Source organism: Sphingobium rhizovicinum, from assembly GCF_042647625.1.
Lineage (GTDB): Bacteria > Pseudomonadota > Alphaproteobacteria > Sphingomonadales > Sphingomonadaceae > Sphingobium > Sphingobium rhizovicinum.
Map to the genome: position 1 here is coordinate 466,582 of NZ_JBHRVU010000005.1, position 19,789 is coordinate 486,370.

13 protein-coding genes are annotated in these 19,789 nt (G+C 63.5%); 9 read left to right on the forward strand and 4 right to left on the reverse strand.

Annotated elements, in window-relative coordinates:
* Positions 1-52: 52 nt before the first annotated feature.
* Together ACFOKF_RS20875 and ACFOKF_RS20880 are read right to left on the reverse strand one after the other, a co-directional pair.
* On the reverse strand, positions 53-2,524 hold the full coding sequence (locus tag ACFOKF_RS20875) for a PepSY domain-containing protein (protein ID WP_380798442.1): 2,472 nt from the start codon (positions 2,522-2,524) through the stop codon (positions 53-55).
* Positions 2,525-2,652: 128 nt separating this feature from the next.
* Positions 2,653-3,555, reverse strand: a complete 903-nt coding sequence (locus ACFOKF_RS20880) for an SDR family NAD(P)-dependent oxidoreductase (protein ID WP_380798443.1) — start codon at positions 3,553-3,555, stop codon at positions 2,653-2,655.
* Between the two features lie 144 nt (positions 3,556-3,699).
* On the opposite strand from ACFOKF_RS20880, the gene ACFOKF_RS20885 reads away from it, so the two are divergent.
* The 5 genes from ACFOKF_RS20885 to ACFOKF_RS20905 are packed head-to-tail and all read left to right on the forward strand — an operon-like array spanning position 3,700 to position 10,008.
* The gene (locus ACFOKF_RS20885) at positions 3,700-5,124 is read left to right on the forward strand and encodes an MFS transporter (protein WP_380798444.1); all 1,425 of its coding nucleotides are present in this window, start codon (positions 3,700-3,702) and stop codon (positions 5,122-5,124) included.
* A 33-nt stretch (positions 5,125-5,157) separates the two neighbouring features.
* The gene (locus ACFOKF_RS20890) at positions 5,158-5,916 is read left to right on the forward strand and encodes a nuclear transport factor 2 family protein (RefSeq protein WP_380798446.1); all 759 of its coding nucleotides are present in this window, start codon (positions 5,158-5,160) and stop codon (positions 5,914-5,916) included.
* 4 nt (positions 5,917-5,920) lie between these two features.
* The gene (locus tag ACFOKF_RS20895; protein WP_380798447.1) at positions 5,921-7,348 is read left to right on the forward strand and encodes an NAD-dependent succinate-semialdehyde dehydrogenase; all 1,428 of its coding nucleotides are present in this window, start codon (positions 5,921-5,923) and stop codon (positions 7,346-7,348) included.
* A 3-nt stretch (positions 7,349-7,351) separates the two neighbouring features.
* Complete coding sequence (locus ACFOKF_RS20900; protein ID WP_380798448.1) at positions 7,352-8,407, forward strand: amidohydrolase family protein; 1,056 nt, start codon at positions 7,352-7,354, stop codon at positions 8,405-8,407.
* Positions 8,404-10,008, forward strand: coding sequence for an MFS transporter (locus ACFOKF_RS20905; RefSeq protein WP_380798450.1), 1,605 nt, complete (start codon positions 8,404-8,406; stop codon positions 10,006-10,008). Before ACFOKF_RS20900 ends, ACFOKF_RS20905 begins: the two co-directional genes overlap by 4 nt.
* Before the next feature lie 99 nt (positions 10,009-10,107).
* Here the strand turns inward: ACFOKF_RS20905 and ACFOKF_RS20910 are convergent, their stop codons facing one another.
* The gene (locus tag ACFOKF_RS20910; RefSeq protein ID WP_380798451.1) at positions 10,108-11,571 is read right to left on the reverse strand and encodes a carotenoid oxygenase family protein; all 1,464 of its coding nucleotides are present in this window, start codon (positions 11,569-11,571) and stop codon (positions 10,108-10,110) included.
* 119 nt (positions 11,572-11,690) lie between these two features.
* Between ACFOKF_RS20910 and ACFOKF_RS20915 the strand changes: the two genes are divergently transcribed.
* Positions 11,691-12,137, forward strand: a complete 447-nt coding sequence (locus tag ACFOKF_RS20915; RefSeq protein ID WP_380798452.1) for a MarR family winged helix-turn-helix transcriptional regulator — start codon at positions 11,691-11,693, stop codon at positions 12,135-12,137.
* Between the two features lie 11 nt (positions 12,138-12,148).
* Here the strand turns inward: ACFOKF_RS20915 and ACFOKF_RS20920 are convergent, their stop codons facing one another.
* Positions 12,149-13,183, reverse strand: a complete 1,035-nt coding sequence (locus ACFOKF_RS20920) for a LacI family DNA-binding transcriptional regulator (protein WP_380798454.1) — start codon at positions 13,181-13,183, stop codon at positions 12,149-12,151.
* 305 nt (positions 13,184-13,488) lie between these two features.
* On the opposite strand from ACFOKF_RS20920, the gene ACFOKF_RS20925 reads away from it, so the two are divergent.
* The 3 genes from ACFOKF_RS20925 to ACFOKF_RS20935 all read left to right on the forward strand — a co-directional run bounded on the left by ACFOKF_RS20925 (position 13,489) and on the right by ACFOKF_RS20935 (position 19,670).
* Positions 13,489-16,149, forward strand: a complete 2,661-nt coding sequence (locus ACFOKF_RS20925) for a TonB-dependent receptor (RefSeq protein WP_449325403.1) — start codon at positions 13,489-13,491, stop codon at positions 16,147-16,149.
* Between the two features lie 67 nt (positions 16,150-16,216).
* Entirely contained in the window at positions 16,217-18,046 is a 1,830-nt protein-coding gene (locus ACFOKF_RS20930) for an alpha-amylase family glycosyl hydrolase (RefSeq protein WP_380798457.1), read from the forward strand.
* 16 nt (positions 18,047-18,062) lie between these two features.
* Positions 18,063-19,670: an alpha-amylase family glycosyl hydrolase gene (locus ACFOKF_RS20935; protein WP_380798458.1), complete on the forward strand. Its 1,608-nt coding sequence runs from the start codon at positions 18,063-18,065 to the stop codon at positions 19,668-19,670.
* Positions 19,671-19,789 lie beyond the last annotated feature (119 nt).

The window sequence follows — 19,789 nt, forward strand, 5'->3', positions numbered from 1 at the left end:
TTTTGACAGAGAATATGGCGTTCGCCCGGAGAGGAGAGTGGCGGCCCTGAGGTCAATAGATGTCGCGGCGGTACAGTCCCGTTTCGGCCATCGCCTCCAACCTGTCGTCCCCCAAGGCAGCGCGCAGAGCAGCGTCGACGGCCGGAGCCATCCCTTCCAGACTGCCGCAGACAAGGATGGCGGCCCCTTGCTCCACCCAGAGCCGCAGCGCTTCCGCCTGCGCCTCGACCAGATGCTGGACATAGCGGCCGCAGGCAGGATCGCGCGAAAAAGCGCGGTCGAGACGGCTGAGCGTGCCATCGGCCAGCATCTGTTCCAGTTCTTCGCCAAGGAAGGCGTCATGGGCGGCGCTGCGTTCTCCCAGGAACAGCCAGTGGCCGCCCACCCCGCGCGCGGCAGCCTGTCGCAGATGACCGCGCAGCCCGGCCAGTCCCGTCCCGTTGCCGATCAGGATCAGGCGCCTGCCGTCCGCCGGCGCGTGAAACCCGGGATTGGCATGCACGCGCAGGTCAATCTCACTACCGACCGGCGCATGACGCGTCAGCCAGCCCGATCCCAGACCCAGCCAGCCATCATCCCGCCGCACCTGACGCACCAGCAATTCGATGCGTCCGTCCGACGCGATCGAGGCGACCGAATATTCGCGATGCGGCAGCGGGCGCAGATCCGTGAGCGGCGCATCTTCATCCGCAGGCAGGATGGATGTCGCCAGCTGCTCCGCATCGACTACCTCGCCATGGCGCGCGCGCAGGGCGGCGACGCGCTGCGGATCGTTGCGCGGCAGGATTTCGGCAATGTCGCCCGCTTCCCAGTCCGGCGTCACGCCATCACATGGCTTCAGCGCGATCAGATAGGCCGGGCCGCCGGCGCTGCCGGGATTGAGCAGGCGGCGATCCATCAGTCGCCATTTGGCATAGTCGGCGGGTGCCCAGTCGGGCGCATCGGCGCGCGCGCCGAGCGCGGCCAGTTGCTGCTGCCACTGACGATGGGCGTCGGCATCCTCGCCATCCACCTCGATCATGTCGAACAGGCGCTGTCCGCCGCCGGCGTGGAGCCAGCGGTCGACCTGATGACCGAAGGCGCAGAAATCGGCATATTCCCGGTCGCCCAGAGCCAGCACGGCATAATGGAGATGCCCGGCCGCGGGCGGCTCGGCCATATCCTGCCGCGCGAAGCGCCGCACCCGGTCTGGCGGCTCGCCCTCGCCATAGGTGCTGATCACGAAGAGCGCGCGATCGACCTGCGCCAGTTGATCGGCATCGACCGACGCCAGCGGCACAATATGGCTGGTCCCCAGCGCAGCAGCTGTTTGCCGCGCCAGACGCTCCGCCCCGCCGGTCTGGCTGGCATAGGCGACCAGAAGGTCGGATGCGCCCGCCGCCGCCGGGGTTTCCACGGGCAGATCATCGATCGGCCGCTTGCGCCGACGACGGGCGAAATAGAGGAGAAAGCCGGTGATGGTGAACAGCGGCATCGTCAGGCTGGTGACAAAGAGGAACAGGCGGCCGGGCATGCCGAAAATCGCGCCGCGATGCACTTCGAGCATGCTGGTGGTGATGACTTCGCCGACACTCTTGTCGGCATAGCGCGCGACCTTGAGCACGCGGCCGTTCGCCGGGTCGATTTCGACCATGTCGGTCATCCGTTCATGCCGGGCGTCGGGCAACAGCACACGGAAGCCGACCGGCCCCTGCGCCTTGGGCAGGGTGATGGTGACGGATTCGAAATGGCCGCCGGTCGCCTGTTCCAGCGCCGGCCAGGCAAGCGCCAGAGACGGCGTTTCAACCTTCATTTTCTCGCCACGATCGCCGCGCGGCTCTTCTCCCCGGCTGGTCTTGCCGGTAAGCGTATACAGCACGCCCTGGCGATACCAGTCATAGGACCACCACAGGCCGGTCGTCGCGCTAAGCAGGTAGAACAGCACGATCCAGCCGCCGATCACGGCATGAAGCGCACGATAGAGGTTGCGACCGCTCTTGCGCAGATCCAGCACCAGCCAGGCGCGCCAGTCGAGCGCACGGCGCGGCCAGCGCAGATAGAGGCCCGACAGGGCGAAGAAGATCAGCGCAATGGCGGAAAAGGCGGTGATCTGACGGCCAATGCCATTGCCCCCGCCCGGCAATGCGAGCCAACGATGCAGGTCCGTGATCGTGCGGAAAAAGCCCGTTCCGTTCGCCGCGCCCAGCAGGCGGCCGTCGCGCGGATCGACATAGCTGCGCTCGCCGCGCCGACCCTTGCCCTTCACCGGATCGAACTGGACGCGCCAGGCAAGGGCAGGATCATCCTCCACCGTGAGCGATGCGACGCGCAGCCCGTCGCGCTGGGCAGAGGCGCGGACGATGATCGCATCGGGAGCAAGCGGCGCGCCGGTTCCGGGCGTCAGGGTGACGATGCCAGGGCTGATCGCCGCCATGATTTCGTCTTCGAAACTCAGCATGGCGCCAGTGACGCCCATCACCGCGAGCACGAGGCCGGCGGTGATCCCGAGGAACCAATGAATCTGGAAGAAGATGCGACGCGTCACGATGGTCCTGCCCTGATTGAAGGGCCGGCAAACGACCCGGAGACGGAACCGCGCCGATTAACATCGATACGGTTTGCCCATCCCCGGCTGTCGGCTAGTGATGCTGCAATCGATTTGCAATAGCTGATTTACCCACGAGCGCGGGCGGAGCGGCGGGCATTTTCATAGCTGGACCGGCGAATTTTCTCGAACCCGGTGCGTTCGGCGAAACCGCTGTCTGACGGATAGTCGCGAAAGTCGGCCAATATCTCGCCAAAAAGCGTTTCCAGTTCGTCGCGAAATTCGGGATGGGAAAATATGTGGAAACGGTTCTCCCGGATCGCATCGAGCGTGCGGGCGGCGATCACGTCCGGCTCCATGCCGAACTGATGGATTTGCGCCAGTCGGTCGACGGCCGCGCTGTCCACCGGGCGCGCCGTTGCGCTCAATGCTTCGGGCCGGATTGCATCACTGGCGTAGATGTGGCTCTTCACCAGACCGGGGCAAAGCACCGACACGCCGATGCCGTGCGGGGCCAGGCTGTAGCGCAGCGACTCGCTCATGCCGCGCACCGCAAATTTCGTGGTGTTGTAGATGCCCGGCGCCGGGCCGCAGAGGAAACTGGCCATCGATGCGGTGTTGACGATATGGCCGCCCTGCCCCGCCGCCTTCATCCGCGGCGCGAAGGTCATCACGCCGTTGATGACGCCGTGCAGATTGACGCCCATCACCCAGTCCCAGTCGTCATAGCTGGATTCGTCGATCGTCTGGAACAGGTTGATCCCGGCATTGTTGAACAGCAGGCTGACCGGGCCAAGCGCCGCCTCCGCGCGGTCGGCCGCGTCGGCAAAGCCGCTGCGCGACGCGACGTCCAGCGGCACGCCCATCACATGCTGATTGTCCAGCGTCTTGAGCGCGTCGGCGATCGCCTCTTCGCGAATGTCCGCGATCGCCACCTTGCACCCTTGCGCCAGCAAGGCGCGCACGACGCCAAGGCCAATCCCATTGGCCCCGCCGGTGACGAAAGCGGTTCTTCCGGCAAATTCCAGCATCCTCATCTCCTTGATCGATCCTGTTGCCGACCTTTGTAACGGTCGTGCATTTTTCGCTCGCCATATTCGTATAGATCACTTACAAATTCGCCAAGCCGAAATTTCATCCCTGTGAACAAAGGGAGGAATGGAGAGGAGAAGGTCATGGCCCTGGCGCCCGCGCCGATTGCGACCGACAGCCTGTGGGAAGCGGATGGCGCGCCGCCGCCAGACCCCGCCCGCCCGGTTGCGCAGACTTATTCGATGGCGGCGGCCTATTGGGCGTTGTTCGTCATCATATTGGCGACCTTCATCACCTTTTTCGAACAGGTGGTGTTCGCCATGCTGGCGGAACGGATCAAGGCGGACTTTGGCCTGTCCGATTCGCAACTGGGCTTTCTGGCGGGGCCTGCCAGCATCATCTGCTATCTGTTTGTGGGCATTCCGCTGGCGCGGCTGGCCGATATATTCCCACGCAAATATGTGCTGGCTGGCGGGGTCGCGGCGATTGGCGTCATCACGTCGCTGGGCGGGATCGCGCAAAATTTCGGCCAGTTCGTGGGAACGCGCGTGTTTCTGGCGGCGGGAGGGTCGGCCCATGCCCCCTCCTCCTACTCGCTGCTGGCGGACGCCTTTCCGCCGCGCATCCTGACCCGCGCCTTTGCGCTGCTGCAATTCGGTTTCATCGGCGGCATGACGCTGGGACCGGCGATCGGCGGGATGCTGATTGCGACGGCGGCGGGATGGGTGCCGACCCAGCATGGCGGGCTGACCATATTGGGCTGGCAATGGCTAATGATCTGGCTGGGAATGCCGGCGCTGCTTATCGCCCTGTTGTTTCTGACGATCAAGGAGCCGCCGCGTCAGACGCTGGCCAGCGCGCCCGCGACGCTGCCGCAAAATGCCTCCATCGGCCGGCGCATCCTGACGTTCACGGGGCTGGATGCGGCCAGGGCGATCCATGCCAAGCGGCGCGTCTATTATCCGCTGTTCGCGGGGCTGGCGCTCAGCGCGATCGAGACGTTCGGCCTGCAATTCTGGCGCGTGCCCTTCATGATCCGCACCTATGGCTGGAGCGAGGCGCAGATCGGCGCGGTGATGGGATCGCTGACGCTGGTGGCGTCGCTGACCGGATTGCTGCTGGGCGGAATATTTGTGGAGTGGCTGGCCAAACGCCATGCCGACGCCAATGTCCGCGCCGCCGCCATCTTCTTTGGCTGCGTCACCATCTGCGCCATCGCCGCGCCGATGATGCCAAATGGCTATGCCTCGCTGGGCGTCGCCAGCGTCGGCGCGATGTTCGGCATTGCCGGCGCGGTGCCGCAAAATGCCGCGATCCAGCGCGTCGCCCCCAATGCGATGCGCGGACAGGTGACGGCCATCTATCTGTTCATGTTCACCTTCTTCGGGGCGATGGGCAGTTTTCTGGTCGGTTTGGTGCAGGACTATATCGTCGGCGATCCGGCGCAATTGTGGAAGACGCTGGTGTTGACGGCCAGCCTGCTGCTGCCGGTCGCGACGCTGTGCATGATCCGCGCCATCCGCCCCTATCGCGAGGAAGTGGAGCGACTGGTCGCCGAGACCGCCTGACCGGCAAATCACATCATAATGGGAGAGAGAAATATGTCCGACGCTGATCGTATCGCCAAGCTGGAGCAGACCGTATCGAAACTCGCCAGTCGCCTGCAACGGCGCGAGGATGAACTGGATGTGCGCAAGCTCCAGCATCTCTACGGCTATCTGATCGACAAATGCCTCTATAATGAAACCGTCGACCTGTTCACCGAGGATGGCGAAGTCCGCTTCTTCGGCGGCATCTGGCGCGGCAAGGAAGGCATTCGCCGCCTCTATGTCGAACGGTTCCAGAAGCGCTTCACCCATGGCACCAATGGCCCGATCGACGGCTTCCTGCTCGACCATCCGCAATTGCAGGACATTGTCGACATCGATCCCGATGGCGTAACCGCCCATGCCCGCGCCCGGTCGATGATGCAGGCGGGCCGGCACAAGGATTATGCCGATCCGGCCAACCCCATGCTGGGCGCGCGCCAATGGTGGGAAGGCGGCATTTATGAAAACACCTACCGCAAGGTCGATGGCGTGTGGCGCATTCAGATATTGAATTATATGCCGCAATGGCATGCCGATTTCGACACGGGCTGGGCCAATACGCCGGCGCAATATGTGCCCTTCCCCAAGATCACCTATCCGCAGGATCCGACCGGGCCGGATGCGCTGATCGAGGATCATTGGCTGTGGCCGACGCACAGGCTGGTGCCGTTCCACATGCCCCATCCGGTGACGGGAAAGCCGATCGTCGCCGAACGCTGGCAGGGGGATATTGAACGGGAACGCGCGGCGCGCGAAGCGGTGAGCGCCTGATCCCATGGCCTATCCCGATCTCTATCTGCTGATCGACGGCCAACGGCTGTCGGGTGGCGGGCGGCGAACCCACAAGGTCGTCAATCCCGCCACCGGCGCGGCGCTGGCAGACCTGCCGCTGGCGGATGCGGCGGATCTGGACGCGGCGCTAGCGGCGGCGCAGCGGGGCTTCGATCGCTGGCGCGAGTCCACGCCGCACGAGCGGGCGACGGTGCTGCAAGGGGCAGCGCGATTAATGGTCGAGAGGCAGGAGGAACTGGCCCGCATCGCCACATTGGAGCAGGGCAAGACGCTGGCCGAAGCGCGCATCGAAGTGATGATGAATGTCGGCCTGTTCAACTTCTACGCCGGGGAGGTGTTTCGGCTTTATGGCCGCGCGCTGGTCCGCCCGGCGGGCCAGCGATCGACGGTCACGAAGGAGCCGGTCGGGCCGGTTGCGGCCTTTGCGCCCTGGAACTTTCCGTTGGGCAATCCCGGCCGCAAGCTGGGCGCGCCGATCGCGGCGGGCTGTTCGGTGATCCTGAAAGCGGCGGAGGAGACCCCGGCCAGCGCGCTTGCCATAGTGCAATGCCTGATCGACGCCGGCCTGCCCGGCGATGTCGCGCAGGCGGTGTTCGGCGTGCCCGATGAAGTGTCGCGCCATCTGCTGGCGTCGCCCGTCATCCGCAAGATGAGCTTCACCGGCTCCACCAGCGTCGGCAAGCATCTTGCCAAATTGGCGGCGGAGGATTGCAAGCGCACGACGATGGAATTGGGCGGGCATGGCCCGGTGCTGGTCTTTGCCGATGCGGACATGGACAAGGCGCTCGATACGCTGGTCGCGGGGAAATATCGCAATGCCGGGCAAGTCTGCGTTTCGCCGACACGATTCATCATAGAATCAGCGGCTTATGATCGTTTCCTGACAGGATTTATCGAACGGGCAAAGGCGGTGCGCGTGGGAGATGGCGCCGCGACCGACAGCGTCATGGGTCCGATGGCGAATGCCCGGCGGCTGGACGCCATGGACCGGCTGATCGGGGACGCCGTGGCGAAAGGCGCGCGTCTGCAAACTGGCGGAGAACGCATTGGCAATGCAGGGTTCTTCTTCACGCCAACGGTGTTGGCGGCTGTCCCCACGGATGCTGCGATCATGAATGAAGAGCCGTTTGGTCCGGTCGCGCTGATCAACAGCTATGCGGATGAAGCGGCGATGATCGCGGAGGCCAATCGCCTGCCCTATGGCCTGGCTGCCTATGTCTGGACCAGCGACGCCGCGCGGCAGCGCCGGGTCGCGCGCACGATCGAGGCCGGGATGGTCGGCATCAACACAGCGATGATCGGCGGATCGGATTCGCCCTTTGGCGGGGTGAGATGGTCGGGCCACGGCGCGGAGGACGGGCCGGAAGGGATCGACGCCTGCCTCGTCACCAAGGCCGTGCATGAAGGATAATCCATGACGCATATATTGAAGACCGGCGGCGATCGCGGTTATTTGCGCATCGCCACCGAAGAGGCGTTCGCCACGCGCGAACAGATCGACGCCTATCTGCGCATGGTGCGCGACGGGACGGCGGATCGGGGCATGGTGTCCCTCTGGGGCTTTTACGCGCAATCGCCATCGGAGCGGGCGACGCAGATCATCGACCGATTGCTGGATCTGGGCGACCGGCGGCTGGCGGACATGGACGCGGCCGGCATCGATGTGGCGATCCTGTCGCTGACGTCGCCGGGCGTGCAGCCTCTGCTCGATACGGACGAGGCGAAGACCATGGTGCGCCGCGCCAATGATCTTCTGGCCGAACGCTGCGCCGCCCATCCCAGCCGCTTCGTCGGCATGACCTCCATTGCGCCGCAAGACCCGGACTGGTCCGCCGTCGAGATACGGCGTGGGGCGGGCGAACTGGGTTTCAAAGGGGTGATGGTCAACAGCCATACGCAGGGCGAATATCTGGACGATGCGAAGTTCGATCCGATCTTTCGCGCGCTCGCCGACACGGGCCAGCCGCTTTATATTCACCCGTCCACGCCGCCCGACAGCATGATCGGGCCGATGCTGGATGCGGGGCTGGACGGCGCGATCTTCGGCTTTGGCGTAGAAACGGGGATGCACCTGCTGCGGCTCATCACCATCGGCATTTTCGATCGCTATCCCGATTTGCAGATCATCGTCGGCCATATGGGGGAGGCGTTGCCCTACTGGCTCTATCGGCTGGATTATATGCATCAGGCCGGCGTGCGGTCGCAACGCTATGAGCGGATGAAGCCGCTCAGGAAGAGCATATATGATTATATGCGGTCCAATGTCTGCGTGACCACCAGTGGCATGGCGTGGGAACCAGCCATAAAATTCGCGCAGTCGGTGCTGGGGGAGGATCGGGTGATGTATGCGATGGACTATCCCTATCAATATGTCGCGGATGAGGTGCGCACCCACGACCTGCTGGACATATCGGACGACGCCAGGCGCAAGCTGATGCAGAGCAACGCGCAGCGCGTGTTTCGCCTGTGAGAAGCCCGGTCCCGGCGCGGTCGACCGCTTATTATGCGCTGGCGCTGATCGCCGGCACCAACCTCGTCAGCCTGCTCGATCGCAATATCCTCGCCATATTGGCGCCGGCGATCAAGGCGGACCTGGAGATTGGCGACGCGGAAATGGGGCTTCTCTACGGCACCGTCTTCGCACTGTTCTACGCGCTCTTCTCGCTGCCGCTGGGACGTCTGGCGGACGGGTGGATACGCACGAAATTGCTGGCGATCACCATCGGTTTCTGGTCACTGGCGACCGGCGGCGCGGCGCTGGCGACCGGATTCTTCACGCTGATGCTGTCGCGCCTGTGCGTCGGCATCGGCGAAGCCGCGTCGCAACCGGCGGGCACGAGCCTGGCCTATGACTATTTCCCGCGCGAGAAACGCGGCATGGTGATGGCGGTGATGGCCGCCGCGATCGCCATCGGCCTTGGCGGATCGCTGATCATCGGCGGGGTGGCGGCGCAATGGTGGGATGCGCGCTACGCGACCGGCATTGCGCCATTGGGCCTGAAAGGCTGGCAATTCGCCTTCGCCATGGCCGCCCTGCCCGGCTTCCTGATCGCTTTCCTGATGAGCCGCCTTGCCGAACCGGAACGCGGCGCGATCGACGGCATATCGACGCCGCCCGATCCGCATCCCTTCCGCGCCAGCGTCACGCTGCTGGGATCGGTGACGCCGGGCTTTCACTGGCTCGGCTTCGCTCAGGCGCGCGCGAGCGGGCGCGCATGGTTGCGCAATATCGGCCTGATCGCCCTGATCATCCTTGCCGCAGCGCTGGCCGCCCGCTGGGCGGAAGCGCTTTCGCCCCGCCCGCCCCTGCTGCTGGGCGGCATCGCCATCAGGCCCCATGTCGTTCAATGGAGCGTGATCGGCTTCGGCGCGATCGTGATCCTCAATCTGATTCAGAGCCTCAAGCGGCGCGATCCCGTCGCCTGCGCGCTCATCATCCATAATCCCTCGCTGTTGCTCTGCATTGCGGCCGGATCATTGCAGGGCGTGATCAACTATGGGGTGATGGGCTTCACGCCGTCCTTTCTGATGCAAAGCTATGGCCTTTCGCCAGCGGAAACGGGCATGCAATTCGGCCTGCTGTCCGCCGCGCTGGGCGTGATCGGACCGCTGATCGCCGGGCCATTGTCCGATCGGATCGGCGCGCATCGCCTGTCGCGCCGGGTGTGGGTCGCGCTGTTCGCCATGGGCCTGTCGCCGCTGATTGCGCTCTGGGTCTATCGCGCGGGCGACGCAGCTGGTTTCTACCTGCGCTTCACCCTCTACAGCCTGATCCTGACCATGTGGATGCCGCCGCTCTATGCGGTGCTGTTCGAACAGGTGCTGCCGCGGATGCGCGGGCTGACGGTCAGCCTCTATATCGTCGTGTCGACCATCTTCGGCCTTGGCATCGGCCCTTATGCGGTGGGGATGATCAGCGATGCGCGGGGCGGCGATCTTGGCGGAGCGATCCTGTCGATCAACTGGGTCGCACCGCTTCTGGTGCTGCTCCTGCTGGCCTTGCTCCGGCGCGTGGAGCGCGACCATGCCAGCCTGCTGCACCGCGCGCGATCGGCGGGTGAAGCGGTATAGAGCATAATCCGTTCATTCTGAACCGGATCACGCTCTATTTCTCTTTTGTTTTCCGCATTTTCCGATCCAGCAGATGATGCCATCTGCTTCGAAAATGCTCTAAAGTCCAATCTGATCAGCGTCCGCCCAATTGCCGTGCAGGCCAAAGCGCAGGCGGATCGGCACCTGTATCTCGGCAATCGGCCCCTTGCCGATGTCGGTCGCATCGAACAGCAGCAAATCGCTGCGATGCTCCTCCAGCCGGTTGCAGACCTGAATGATCCAGCCATCGCCTTCCGGCGCATCCGGGCTGCGCGGGATGAAGCAGGGTTCCTGTAGGGACGATACTGGCCCGCACCACCAGCGTTGCTCTTGCCCGGTCCGATGGTCGATCAGGCCCAGCGTGTTCATCAGCATCCCCGATGGGCTGCCGCCCTTCAACTCTACCGGCTTGGTCTGATCCATCACCAGCAACCAGCCATAACGATAGGGCAAGCCGGTGAAGCGATCATCGATGCGCGGAAATTCCCCCATCATGTCGGTCAGTCGCCGCACGCTGGCGAAATCCTGGGCGTTGGACGCCATGTCTACGGTCCAGCGGGTGAGAAAACTCGCAGCCTCCTGCCCATTGAACGGAGCGCCATGGATGTCGGGGAAGAAGGGGAACATGTTGTTCTTCGCCTCGGGCGTGTCGAAATGGATTTTCGTACCGTCCTGAAAGGCGTTCATGACATGGCTGGCGAAGCAATTGTCGCGCCGGAACCAGCGCACATCGGCGCCGGTCGCATCCGCCCGGCGCGGCAACACCCCCAGATAGACGGGCAATGTCGTGTCGAAGCCGAAATGCGGCAAGCCCTGCTCCAGCCGTTCCCAACTGGATGTGCTGGGCACGACATGGAACAGCGCATAATCCGGCGTGATCGCGAAATCATGCATCATCGCATAATAGGGCAGTTCGAACCAAAGTTCGCGCTTCAGCATGCCGCCCGGCGCAATTTCATAATAGGTCATGTCGCGCGTCAGCACGCCTTTGGCCGCATAGCCGAATGCGATCATGTCGCCGGTTGCCGGATCAATCTTGGGATGGGCGGTGAAGGTCTGGCCGGTCATCGCGCCATCGAACCGGGTATAGCCGTCCGTCTCCAACGTGGCCGGATCCATCACCAGCGCCGGGCTATCCTCCTTCAGGGCATAAAGCCGCCCGCTATGGATGAAGGCGGTGGTGTTGGCTGTTCCGCGGATCTTGCCCTTAACCGCGGGATCATCCGTCAACGGATTGCGATAGGCCCCGAACAGCGCGCGACCCGCCGCATGCTCCAGCTTCCACTTGTCCGTCTTTGCCCAACGCTGGCGCAGGCTGACCTTGCCATCCCTGAAACGGAACATGGCGATCATGCCGTCACCGTTGAACGCGATATCGTCACCCAGCAGGGGCGGAAATTGCGGGTCGGGCTGCACACGATAGAAAGCACCATCGAGTTCAACCGGAATTGTCCCCCTCACATCCAGATCGGCAATGTCCGCCTCGATCCGGGAGGGCGTGTTGAATCCCGTGAAAGCGGGCGTGTCCGGGAAATGCGCCAAGGCCTGATCCTCTCCTGTTATGCAGGATAGATTGTATGTGATGCTAACATTTTTTCAAGCCGATGATTGACGTTCACGCCTTTAGTCCGCACACTGTTATCATGACTAATATGGACGATATGGAGCCGCTTGGCCTGTTCCCCGACCCTCGTCTCAGCGGCATTGACGGGCTGCTTGGTTTCCATATCCGGCTGGCCAGCGCAGCGGTCTACCAGCATTTTACCGAGACCTTCAGCGACCTGGGCCTGACCCAAAAGCAGGTGGCGGTGCTCTGGCTGATCGAGGACCAGCCCGACATCGCTCAGGCTGACATCGGCCGCCGGCTGAAGATGGACCGGGCCAGCGTCATGGCGATCGTCAACCGCATGCAGGACCGCGGTTTCGTCCGTCGTGGCGCCTCTTTGCAGGATCGCAGGCGTCAGACGCTCAGCCTGACCGAGGCTGGGCATGTAGCCCTCGCTGAAGCCCGCATCTGCATCGCCGAGCATGAAAGATGGCTCAAAAATCGCTTCAGCGCCGCTGAGACTGGAATGCTGGTGGAATTGCTGCGACGCGTTTATTTATAGCTGGCCGTCGTTCAGGCCGCTGTGCTGCGCCGCACGACCAGGCGCGCGGGCAACATGGCGGGCGGGGCAGGCCGTTCCTCCACCTGCGCCATGACGGTGTCCACCAGCAATTCGCCTGCGCCCTTCATATCCTGCATGATTGTGGTGAGCGGCGGACTGGTCAGGCTGGCGGCCGGAATGTCATCAAAACCAACGATCGCCACGTCCTGCGGCACCCGCAGTCCCGCCTCCGCCAGCGCACGCATTGCGCCGATCGCAATCAGGTCACTGGCGGCAAAGATCGCATCGAAGGCGACGTCGCGCGCGATCAATATCCGTGCAGCAGCATGGCCGGCATCTTCAGCGGTCAGGGCATCGACCTGAAGGACAGGGTCGGACGCAATACCCTGCGCGGCCATCGCATGGCACAGACCACGATACCGATCGGCAAATTCGGGATAATGTTCATCGGCATGCCCCAGAAAGGCGATATGTCGTCGGCCCAGCCCCAGCAGATGCTCGCCCGCAAGCCGCCCTGCGCCGACATTGTCCGATCCTACCGTGGCGCCGATATTCGCGTCGCTCACTGATCCCCAGCGCACGAAATGCGTGCCATGCCCGACCAGTTGCTCCAGCCGCTGGGTATAGAGCGTATAGTCGCCATAGCCGAGCAGGATCAGTCCGTCGGCGCGATGGCTGTCCTGATAGCGGACATGCCAGTCATCCTCCATCTTCTGGAAGGAAATCAACAGGTCCAGCCCACGCGCGGCGCATTGCCGCGTGATCGACCCCAGCATCGACAGGAAGAAGGGGTTGATGTTGGATTCGTCCGGTGTCGGATCCTCGAAAAACAGCAGGGCGATGGTGTTCGATCGTTGCGATCGCAGGGATGACGCATTTTTGTCGACGGAATAGTTGAGTTCGCGCGCGATCGCCTCGATCCGTTGCCGTGTGGCGAGACTGACGGAGCGCGATCCACGCAACGCGCGGCTGACCGTCGGCTGCGATACGCCCGCCAGATAAGCGATATCGAAGCTGGTTGGCTTGCTGCTCGGCTGGCGGCCCATCTGTCTCTCCCGCGCGATGCCTGCGCCACACCCATATTAGAAGGGCAGGGAAAGCAACGCAATTGCGTCCCTCAACCATGGGGCGAGGCGTTGCGGGACGGACACAGTCACGGTGCTCGCATAATATGCGTATACGTATGCCTTCTGGTCCCCCAGCCCAGACGCGGCGTAAGACAGCATGACCGCAGGATCGTGGCGCTGCACGACCACGCCTGCGGCACGAAAAGGGTTTTGCGCCGGCGATCAGGGTCCGTCCGGTGACATAGGGGAGAGGATGAGTGGCCAACCAGTTTGACCGCGCCCGCATGCTGGGCGCTTCCGTCGTTGCGATCATGATCGCCAGCAGCGCGATGCCCGTGCTGGCGCAGGATGCGCCGCAGGGCGAAGCCAGCGACACCATCATCGTCACCGGCTTCCGCGCCGCGCTGCAAAGCGCCGTCAACGTCAAGAAGAACGCGCAGACGATCGTGGAATCGGTGTCGGCCGAGGATATTGGCAAGCTGCCCGACGCATCGATCGGCGAATCCATCGCCCGCCTGCCCGGCCTCACCTCCCAGCGTTTGTTCGGCCGCGCCAATTCGATCGCGATCCGCGGCGCCAGCGCCGACCTGTCCTCGACCACGCTCAACGGCCGGCCGCAGACGTCGACCGGCGAACAGCGCAATGTCGAATTCGATCAATATCCTGCCGAAGTCGTCAATCGCGTCGATGTCTACAAGACGCCGCAGGCCAACCTCATTCATCAGGGTCTGGTCGGCACCGTCGACATCCGCACCATCCGTCCACTCGATTATGGCAAGCAGATGATCGCCGTGGGCGCGCGCGGCGTCTATGCCGACCTTGGCAAGGTGAACGCCGACAGCAAGGACAAGGGCTATCGCCTGACCGGCACCTATGTCGACCAGTTTGCCGGCGACCGCATCGGCGTCGCCCTGTCGGTCGCCTATAGCGATGAACCCTATCAGTCGAAGGAGTTTGAAGCCTGGGGCTATGCCGACACCAGCGACGGACGCAAGGTCATTGGCGGGGTGAAGCCGTTCGGCGTGTCGACGCAACTCAAGCGCCTTGGCATTCAGGGCAGCGTGCAGATGCAGGCGACCGACACCTTGCTGCTGACCTTCGACGGCTTCTATGGCGACTTCAAGGACAAGCAGATCAAGCGCGGCGTGGAAGTGCCGCTGTTCTGGAGCGCGGCCACGCCCGTCGCCGGCAGCGAAACGACCGACGGCAATTTCATCAACAGCGGCGCCTTCACCAATGTCGAAGCCGTGGTCAACAACCATGGCTATGAGCGTAAATCGACCATTTTCTCCGGCGGTTTCAACGCCAAATATACCGGCGACGATGGCTGGTCGGCCAGCTTCGACTTCGGCTATTCGCGCACCGACCGCAGCGAACTTTCGCTGGAATCCAATGCCGGCACCGGGCCGGGCGCGGGCAATGGCGCGACCGACACGCTGGATTTCGTCAGCGACCGCAAGGGCACCCATTTCACCAGCCATTTGCTGGACTATAGCGATCCCAATCTGATGATGCTGACCGATCCACTCGGCTGGGGCGGCGGCGCGCCGCTCGGCCATCAGGAAGGCTATTATAACAACCGCATCATCGACGATGAGATCAAAAGCTATCAGATCGAATTCGGCAAGGAGATTGAGGACAGCTTCCTGTCGAAGATCACGGTCGGCCTTGGCTACACCGATCGCACCAAGGCGAAGACGCCGGAAGAATATGTGCTGAACCTGGCGAACGGCGCGACGTCGCTGGTGCTTCCGGATCAATATCGACTGGCCGCCACGGACCTGAGCTTCATCGGCCTTGGCCCGGTGCTGAGCTATGATCCCTTCAAGCTGCTGGAGGATGGCGTCTATCAGAAGATATTGAACCCCAGCAAGGATGTGCCGGCCAAGGCCTATTCGGTGACGGAACGGGTCATGTCCGCCTATCTGATGGCCAATATCAAACAGTCGGTCGGATCGTCCGAACTGACCGGCAATATCGGCGTGCTCGCCCAGAATACCGAACAAAAGTCGCGCGGCTTCGTCAATCTGGCCGCCGCCGATCTGGTGCCGACGACGCGCGGCGCCAATTATTGGGATGTGCTGCCGAGCATGAACCTGTCGCTGCGCATGCCCAGCGACTTCGTGATCCGCCTGTCGGCGGCGCGCGAAATCCAGCGCCCGCGCTTTGAGGATATGAAGGTGAGCCTCGACTATGGCTATAACACCGCCAGCGGGGTCATCACCGGCACCGGCGGCAATCCCACGCTGCGCCCCTATCGCGCCTGGGCCGCGGACCTCAATTTCGAAAAATATTTCGGCACCAAGGGGTATCTGGGCCTCCAGCTCTTCGCCAAGAAACTGCAAAGCTATGTCTATCGCGAAACGGCGGACTATGATTATACCGGCCTGCCCATACTGCTGCCGCCGGGCGTCACCGATCCGCAAGGCACGCTGACCCGCCCGGTCAATGGCAAGGGCGGCAAGCTCTACGGTTTCGAACTTGCCGGCACCGTACCGTTCGAAGTGGTGACGCCGGCGCTGGAGGGCTTTGGCCTGACGGGCGGCCTTGGCTATACCAAGACCAGCATCAAGCCGGGTATCGGCGCATCGTCCGAAGACCTGCCCGATTATTCGCGCTGGGTCGCCAACGGCACGCTGTTCTTTGAAAAATGGGGCTTCTCCGCCCGTGGTTCGGTGCGCTACCGCTCATCCTTCGTCGGGCAGTTCGTCGGCTTTGGCGGCGAGCGGGAATTGCGCCGTGCGCTCAGCGAAACCATCGTCGACGGACAGATCGGCTATGATTTCCAGAAGGGCAGCGCGCTGGAGGGGCTGTCGCTCTTCCTCCAGGGCCAGAATCTGACCGACGAACCCTTCGTATCGGTGGATACCGGCGCGTCGATCCAGATCCGCAACTATCAAACCTATGGCCGCCGCTTCATGGCGGGCTTCAACTACCGCTTCTGATGTGTAGACTGGCCCGGCGGCCGCTGCGTCGCCGGCCCTTCCGGGTTCAAGAAAAGGGGTGCCCTCCATGGGTCGAACGGCCACGACTTTCCTCGTGACGGCCGCCGGGATGGCTGCGGCCCTGATCGGCGTGACACAGGCGCAGGCGGATACGCTGTCCGATCTGCGCGCCCGCACGCCGGAACAGGAAATCGTCTATTTCGTCCTGCCCGACCGCTTCGCCAATGGCGACCCGAAGAATGACCGTGGCGGCTTGAAGGGCGGTCCCCTCCAGACCGGCTATGATCCGACCTCGCGCGCCTTCTATCATGGCGGTGACCTCAAGGGGCTGACCGCGAAGCTCGACTATATTCAGGGCCTTGGCGCGACCGCCATCTGGCTGGCGCCGATCTTCAGGAACAAACCGGTGCAGGGCGCGAAGGGGCAGGAAAGCGCGGGCTATCATGGCTATTGGGTGACGGACTTCACCAAAGTCGATCCCCATTTCGGCACGGACGCGGATTTCAGGGCGCTGGTCGATGCGGCGCACCAGCGCGGCATGAAAGTCTATATGGACATCATCGCCAACCATACGGCCGATGTGATCCAGTATCGCGAAAGCCCCACCAGCGCCGCGCCCTATCGCAGCAAGGCCAACTATCCCTGGTCGCGACAAGGCGGCGCATCGGGCAAGCCGATCAATGACGGCTTTGCCGGCGATCATGACGGCAGCGCCGCCAACTGGGCGAAGCTGACCGACCCCGCCTTCGCCTACACGCCCGTCATTCCGAAAGGCGAGGAAAAGGCCAAGACCCCCGCCTGGCTCAACGACCCCATATATTATCACAATCGCGGCGACACCGACTGGAAGGGGGAGAGCGCGCAATATGGCGATTTCGTCGGCCTGGACGATCTCGCCACGGAAGACCCGCGCGTCGTCGCCGGCTTCATCGACATCTATAAGGGCTGGATCGACCGTTTCGGCATCGACGGCTATCGCATCGACACCGCCAAACATGTGAATGCGGAATTCTGGCGCGCTTTCATCCTCGCCATCCGCGCCCACGCAGCAGCAAAGCGCATCCCGAACTTCCACATCTTCGGCGAGGTCGCGACCGGCGACTATGATCCGGCGCTGCTGGCAAGCTGGACCCGCAACGCCGCCTTTCCCGCCGTGCTGGACTTCGCCTTCATGCGCGCGGCCGTCGACGCGGCCAGCGGCAAGACCGGGACAGAGACGCTTGCGCGGCTTGGCGAGGATGATGCCCTGTATGAAGGCGGCAAGGCGGCGGCGCTGCAACTGCCGACCTTCCTTGGCAATCATGATGCCGGCCGCTTTGCTTATTTTCTCCGGCAGGCGAAGCCCGGCATGAACGCCGACGAAGAACTCGCCCGCAATATTCTCGGCCATGCGATGCTGCTGACGCTACGCGGCGTGCCGACGCTCTATTATGGCGATGAACAGGGCTTTGCCGGCACCGGCAACGACCAGCAGGCGCGGCAGGACATGTTCGCGTCGAAAGTGGCCGAATATAATGCGGATCGGCTAGTCGGCACGGGCGCAACCACGGCGACCGATAGTTTCAACCCCAGCCACCCGCTCTACCGCGCGATCGCAACATTGGCGAAAGTCCGCCACGACACCCCCGCCTTGTCGCGCGGCGCAACCATCCTGCGCACCAGTTCGGACAAGCCCGGCCTCTTCGCCGTTTCCCGCATCGATCCCGACACGGGGCGGGAGGTTCTGGTCGCCTTCAATACATCGGCCGCTCCGCTGTCGGGCAATATCGCGGTCGATCCAGCCAGCGGCGCTTTCACGTCGCTGGCCGGCGCCTGCCCGGCCGCGCCCTCCGCGCCGGGCAGCCTTGCCCTCTCCCTCCCCGCCTTCGGCTATGCCGTCTGCGCCGCTCACCCCTAACCGCCGGAACGCCCCCATGACGCTTGCGACGACATCGACCGACCTCCCCTGGTGGAAAGGCGCGGTGATCTATCAAATCTATCCGCGCAGCTTTCAGGACAGCAATGGCGACGGCATCGGCGACCTGAACGGCATCACGCAGCGGCTGGACCATGTCGCCCGGCTCGGCGCGGACGCCATCTGGATCTCGCCATTCTTCACCTCCCCGATGCGCGATTTCGGCTATGATATTGCCGATTATTGCGATGTCGATCCGATCTTCGGCACGCTGGCCGATTTCGACGCGCTGGTCGCCCGCGCCCATGATCTTGGCCTGAAAGTCACGATCGATCAGGTCTATGCCCATACATCGGACATGCACGACTGGTTCGCGCAGAGCCGCGCCAGCCGCACCGGCGACAAGGCGGACTGGTTCGTCTGGGTCGATCCGAAGGAAGACGGCACCCCGCCGAATAACTGGCAGTCTGTCTTCGGCGGCCCGGCCTGGACCTGGGATGGACGGCGCGGCCAATATTATATGCATCAGTTTCTGAGCAGCCAGCCGCAGCTCAACGTGCATAACCATGAGGTGCAGGATGCGTTGCTGGGGGCCATGCGCTTCTGGCTGGATCGCGGCGTCGACGGCTTCCGGCTCGATGCGCTCAACCATTCGATGCACGACCCGCTGCTGCGCGACAATCCGCCCGCGCCCGACACCGGCAAGCCGCGCACCCGGTCCTTCGACTATCAGATCAAGAAGTACAGCCAGTCGCATCCCGGCGTGGTCGACTTCATCAAGCGCATCCGCAGCCTGTGCGACGAATATGGCGCAATCTTCACCGTGGCCGAAGTCGGCGGCGATCTCTCCGAGACGGAAATGAAGGCCTATACGGCGGGCGAAAGCCACCTCAACAGCGCCTATGGCTTCAACTTTCTCTATGCCGATGCTCTGACGCCCGCGCTGGTCGCCGAGACGGTCGAACGCTGGCCCGATGAGCCGGGCCTTGGCTGGCCAAGCTGGGCGTTCGAAAATCATGACGCCCCCCGCGCCGTGTCGCGCTGGTGTTCACCCGCCGATCGCCCCGCCTTTGGCCGGTTGAAGGCGATGCTGCTGGTCGCGCTGCGCGGCAACGCCATCCTCTATCAAGGCGAGGAACTGGGCATCACGCAGGTCGATATTCCCTATGAGCGACTGCAAGACCCGGAGGCGATCGCCAACTGGCCGCTCACCCTGTCGCGCGACGGCGCGCGCACGCCCCTGCCCTGGGCTGCCGATGCAGCGCAGGCGGGCTTCAGCACCGCCGAACCCTGGCTGCCGGTCGGGGACGAGAATGTCGTCCGCGCCGTGGACGCGCAGGAGGGTGACGCCGCCTCGCTGCTCCATCACACCCGCGCCATGCTGGCCCTGCGCAAGGCGCATCCGGCGCTGCGCCATGGCAGTCTGGAGATATTGGTCGCGGACGACCAGCGCCTGCTCTTCCGCCGTCAGGCTGACGGTCAGTCCCTGCTCTGCCTGTTCAACCTGTCGGGCGAACCGGCCGCATGGCCCGAAGAGATCGCGCCGACCAACACACTGCTCAGCGCCGTCAATGGCGCCGCGCCGGGCCTGCTGCCCCCCTTTGGTGCGCTGATGATCGAGGAATAGAAGCGGGCGATAAAGCGACAAAAGCACCGCAAAATGCGCGGGAAATTGTCGCCTTATGTCGCTTTTGCCATTGCCGCGCGACCCGCTGTGCAGAGGTGGCCGGGTTGGTCTGAACAGGG